The sequence below is a fragment of the Bradyrhizobium sp. Crot121 genome (genome assembly GCF_059512385.1).
This window is the reverse complement of sequence record NZ_JCAMOR010000176.1, coordinates 1-4,523: the sequence shown is the minus strand read 5'-3', so window position 1 is coordinate 4,523 and position 4,523 is coordinate 1. Positions and strand designations below refer to the sequence as shown.

The window sequence follows — 4,523 nt, the reverse complement described above, 5'->3', positions numbered from 1 at the left end:
GCACGAAATTACTTCGCTGTCGTCGCTATCGCCGCAACTCTGCTCTGGCTAACATAACTGTCCACGCGACCTAGGGCTGCTGGCATTTTGTGCGCAATGCTGGCGACCTCTGCCAGAGCTCCAAACAGCCCGGTCGTCAAAACCGGGCAGCCAAGTTGCAGGCATACACGCCATGGTGGCGAACGTGCGCGCGGCCGTACAAATCTCGGCCGAATCAGCTGGTTCTGTGACGGACGGGAAAACTTGGCAAGTAATCAATTGCATTTAACAAATATACAATTGATATTTAATTCCTATTTAATGTCGATCAGAAAGAAAGGAGACGTCAAATGAAAGTCGGCTTTAGCCTTGCGGCCGCGATCTTGGCCCTCGCTCTGACGACGGTCGTCCCGCCCGCGCAAGCCTCCGGCGGTCACAGAGGGGACAGAGACGATGACTGGCACGGGCACTGGCACGGACACACCAACGGAGCCCCGGGACCAATCGCCGGCGCAGGCCTTCCGATCCTTGCCATCGGCTACGGCGTGTATTGGCTGGTAAGGCGCCGCCGTAAGCCGACGGACGCTTGATAGTCATCCCTCTGCGCAAGAGAACACGCGGGTTGGGGCTTGCCAGCGCCGCGTGGCTCGTCCGAGCCGCCAAGATTTTTCACAAGCCCGAAAGATCGACTGGACGGGCCAAGCCGACTGCGCAGCCCGGCCTTAGATGCATGAGAGCGTCACCTAGGTGGGCTGACTGCCGCCCAAGTCCTCACGTGAGCCAATCGCCCTTGCTATTCGGTTTCCTTTTCACGAGCTGCTCCAGCTCAAGCGCCTCGATGGCAAGCTCATCACCTAAACGCTTGAATAGCTCGCGTTGACTTGGATCTGTCGCCGACACACTCAAGATGGCAAAGTGCTTTGCATCAGCGCGGAGTCGGCGCCACTTTCCTGTGAGGTCCTTCATGGCTCACTTCCTTGGTTTGAATGGGACGGAACTCGACCCAGCGTTCGGCCGGCGCCCAGGGACTGGCATGTGTGTGCAGCGTCAGACACCTTTTTTCGAAGAGCAAGCAACTGAGCCCTCTCCTGTTCCAGCCGATCAACCACGATAATCACAACTTGAGAGTCCTTCTTACGATCAGCCTCAATTGGAAAAGCCATCCCCGTCTCCCTCGGGAAAAAGTAGCATGACCCGCCCACGAGCAGCGGTCCACTTAACTGTGTTAAGCGGAGGCGCGATTTATTACCTGCGTTCGGCTTCGGTCCAGGCCATGGCGGCAGACATTCCACAGCCTACCGTACAAGAAAATTCGGATGCGTCCGAGAGGTTGCAGGGGCGGAACGAATTTCTTTGCGCCAATTTGATCAGCTCATAGCGTCGGGATTCCTGGGCGTGGCGTTTCAGCGTAAGAAACCGGTGCCGATCGGTGTCAAGGCTGCCTACCCCGGCTTCATCGAGCCGGCACTACGACGTCGAACGGGTGCCGACCGGCGCCAGATGGATCCACGAGATCAAGTTTGACGGCTACCGCGTTCAAGCCCACATCGCCAATGAGGCCGTCGAGATTTTCACGCGACGCGGCATCGACTGGACGCGCGCCGCTTTCGCAAGATCGCCGATGACGCCTGGCACCACGGAATTCTCGGTGCTGGAGAACGAGTTCAATGGCCGCTCCAGGAAGATCGTCCTCGTCGCTTTCAATCTGCTCTGTCTCGACGGCCACGACTTGCGGAAGCTGCCGCTTTCCACCCGCAAGGCGGCCTTAAAGAAACTTGTCGCCGGCACCGACGTTCAGTTCAGTGAGAGTTTTGCGATGTTCGAGCACGCCTGCCAAGCCGAAGTGTGAACCAGCACATTGAGTTTTTGTGATTGCGGATCCCAGGTTGCGGGTGACGGGCCTCCAGAGGCGGTTGTCCGATAACACCTTGAAGATCGTCATGCGCGGTCCCGACAAGGAAGATCAACTCGTGGCCTAGCTGGATCACCTCTGACGATTCGCTATTGTTGACGATGCTGGCCTCGGGGCGTCTCAATTCGTCAGTTCATCAACCTCGGGAACAGATCTAGCGCATGATCATAGAGGACGTGCCGCCGGCGAACATCATCGAGGAGCGGCGTTGCATCCTGCTCCTGAGCCAGCCGTGTGACGATCGGTAAGGGCGTGAACGGCCAGTCGCTGCCGTGCAAGATGCGTCCCGGATCCGCGATCTTCTCCAGCGCCGGCAGCCGCGGGAGCGGAAACCCAGCCTAGTCATAGTAGAGGCCGCGCAGTCGGCCGAAGACCCGATCCGCCTCGATGGGATTCGGCAGCTGCAGCGCCGGGGCCAGACCCACGTTGCGGTCGGCCAGAACCGGTACGGCGCCGCCGGCGTGTGGCACGATAAACCGGATATTGCGGAAGCGGTCGAGCGTGCCTGTCAGAATAAGATTCGAGACGGCGCGCGTGGTCCCGAACATGAACTCGAGCACCGGCCGAGGATAGGTTAGCCCGGCCGTTTGGCAGCAGGGGCAAAAGGGCGACGTCGGGTGCATGAACACTATCGCCCGCCGACGATCGAGCTCAGCAAATAACGGATCGAACCGGCTGTCGCCCATGTGGCGACCGAAATGAGCCGACTGAGGCGGCCCTTACATCGTCAGCTTGTGCACTTCGCCAGGCTTAAGGTGTAAGTTTTGCAGTTCTTTCAACTGCTGGCGCGTTAGTTGTCGAGTCGCTAACTCCGCTGTCCAGCCTTCTGGGATCGCTGTCAGAACCAAGGTAAGCGCTTGGCTTGGTTTAGCTGCAGCTACCCAAAGTTGCTTGGTTGGACGGATCGCTGTGTCGTCCCCCGTTACTTCAACAATTGTAAATTCGTTGCCGAATGACTCAGCCATGAACGTCTTAATGCCATGGCCGGCCGCTTAGTTCAAAAACCCAGATTAGGACGAAGCAACGCCGAGGTTTAATTGCGGACACCACCCAATGACGAAAATAAAGCAGCCCAGCCGGGGGTAGACCGAGCTGCTGTTTGCGCGACTGCACTTCACGGTTAAGGGATCGTGGGTGCCAAAGGTCCGTTCCTAACTTGGCGCCAAAGAAACAGGAGCGCGATCAGCCTACGCAGGCAAATCCGTTCTAAGGTCAATCTTGCGTTCGAGACTCGCGATTTTCGTCAGTGTCCGGCGGGACGAGCCTGGCGGGCTCGTCGTAGCCCGCGCGGCTGCTGTAAAAGAGCAGAGCCATTAATCCGATACCAAACACCAGAGAAAACAGGATCCCGATTGCCATCGCGAAATATCCGAAGGGAGTAACATCTGCTTCTTCAGCCGACGACCACCCCATGATCGCAAGGACAATCACGGCGCCCAGCAACATCAGTAGGATGCCTACTAAGGCGTATCCCCCGATACCCATGGTTCGCGCATTTGACGCCATCTCTCTCCAAAAGGATCGCCACCCAGACATCCAAATGCCATTCATACTTGCTTGCCTCGCAGATGGAATTTTCTCCAGCGCTCCCGGATAATCAGACTGGGCCTGAAAATTAACGTCCTCTGCCCCAATGTGTTCCAGCCTTGGAACATCTGTGGAGGATAGTGGCTGGGTCTGTGAGAACCACCCCGAGCGGGCGTGGGAGGGTAAGCACGCCTGCGGCTGCGGTCGAGCCGGCGCGCCCTGCCCTGCCTGCAACGTCACTGGATGCTGTCGAGCCGCGCGCGGGGGCCGCTGATCTCGATATCTGTTGACGCCATATGAGAACGGCCCCCGCGCGCAGGGGCAGACAGGCGCGAGGGCCGCTTGGTCGGCAAAGCCGGGCAGGGTTAGGGGACCACCACCCGGCCCCTTGATGCTGCGTCGAGAGGCGGGCATCACAAGGGCGAGACAGGCGAAAAACCGCAACGCGGTAAACGGACGGTTAGCGTGGGCTGTGGGGCATCGGACCGGCACCTACGTGATGATCACGCCGGAAGGCGCCGAGTTGTTTGCATAGTGGCTAGCGATTTTGTTGGAAGTATTTTATCGCCCATCCTGGGGTAAAATCTGAAGCCTCAATGCCATTACAGATTCGCTCGAAACATTCTTCAGCAAGTTCAGGCTTCGGCTTGTACATCCAGCCGGCAACGCGTTTCGTGACGTGCGTAGAGCGAGATCTGTCGATCTTGCCGTATAGCCAGGGATCGACATAGTGGGCTGCCCTATTTGCGTGCCTGAGCCAAAATCCCTCAACCCACAGCGACTTAAGTACACTTTTTGTTCCGGCGCCGGATAGTTGTACGACGACGAATCAAATCTATCGATCGGTAAATGAATGGCAGGTTAAGACCTAGCTAATCTCTTGCACAGCCAGCACATTTCTGAGCCGATTCATCTATAGCCCCACTGAGCGCCCGATTCGCGTTCCAGCGGGCGACGGTTTAGCTTGAACTCCGTCCAGAACGGAGTTGCGTACCCACAATCGAAGGAGCCGAGCCATGCTCTCACGCCGTTCCCTCGTTTTTGCAGTGGTTGCCGCAAGCACAGCCTTCGCGGCGCCGGCTTTCGCCGTCGAGACCCGACCGTT

Annotated in this window: 4 protein-coding genes and 1 pseudogene; 1 reads left to right on the top strand and 4 read right to left on the bottom strand. The window is 58.0% G+C overall.

The window, feature by feature from the left end:
• Positions 1 to 750: 750 nt before the first annotated feature.
• Positions 751 to 945: a hypothetical protein gene (locus tag AC5ZGW_RS45455; protein WP_130230983.1), complete on the bottom strand. Its 195-nt coding sequence runs from the start codon at positions 943 to 945 to the stop codon at positions 751 to 753.
• Positions 946 to 1,408: 463 nt separating this feature from the next.
• On the opposite strand from AC5ZGW_RS45455, the gene AC5ZGW_RS45450 reads away from it, so the two are divergent.
• Positions 1,409 to 1,828, top strand: a complete 420-nt coding sequence (locus AC5ZGW_RS45450; RefSeq protein ID WP_245475142.1) for an ATP-dependent DNA ligase — start codon at positions 1,409 to 1,411, stop codon at positions 1,826 to 1,828.
• Between the two features lie 191 nt (positions 1,829 to 2,019).
• Here AC5ZGW_RS45450 and AC5ZGW_RS45445 read toward each other — a convergent pair.
• The 3 genes and pseudogenes from AC5ZGW_RS45445 to AC5ZGW_RS45435 form a co-directional block, all read right to left on the bottom strand.
• Positions 2,020 to 2,577 (bottom strand): annotated as a pseudogene (locus AC5ZGW_RS45445) (amidohydrolase family protein).
• Positions 2,578 to 2,610: 33 nt separating this feature from the next.
• Positions 2,611 to 2,856, bottom strand: coding sequence for a hypothetical protein (locus AC5ZGW_RS45440; protein ID WP_130230979.1), 246 nt, complete (start codon positions 2,854 to 2,856; stop codon positions 2,611 to 2,613).
• 247 nt (positions 2,857 to 3,103) lie between these two features.
• Positions 3,104 to 3,397 (bottom strand): Asp23/Gls24 family envelope stress response protein, encoded by a 294-nt coding sequence (locus tag AC5ZGW_RS45435; RefSeq protein ID WP_496114140.1) that lies wholly within the window; start codon positions 3,395 to 3,397, stop codon positions 3,104 to 3,106.
• Positions 3,398 to 4,523 lie beyond the last annotated feature (1,126 nt).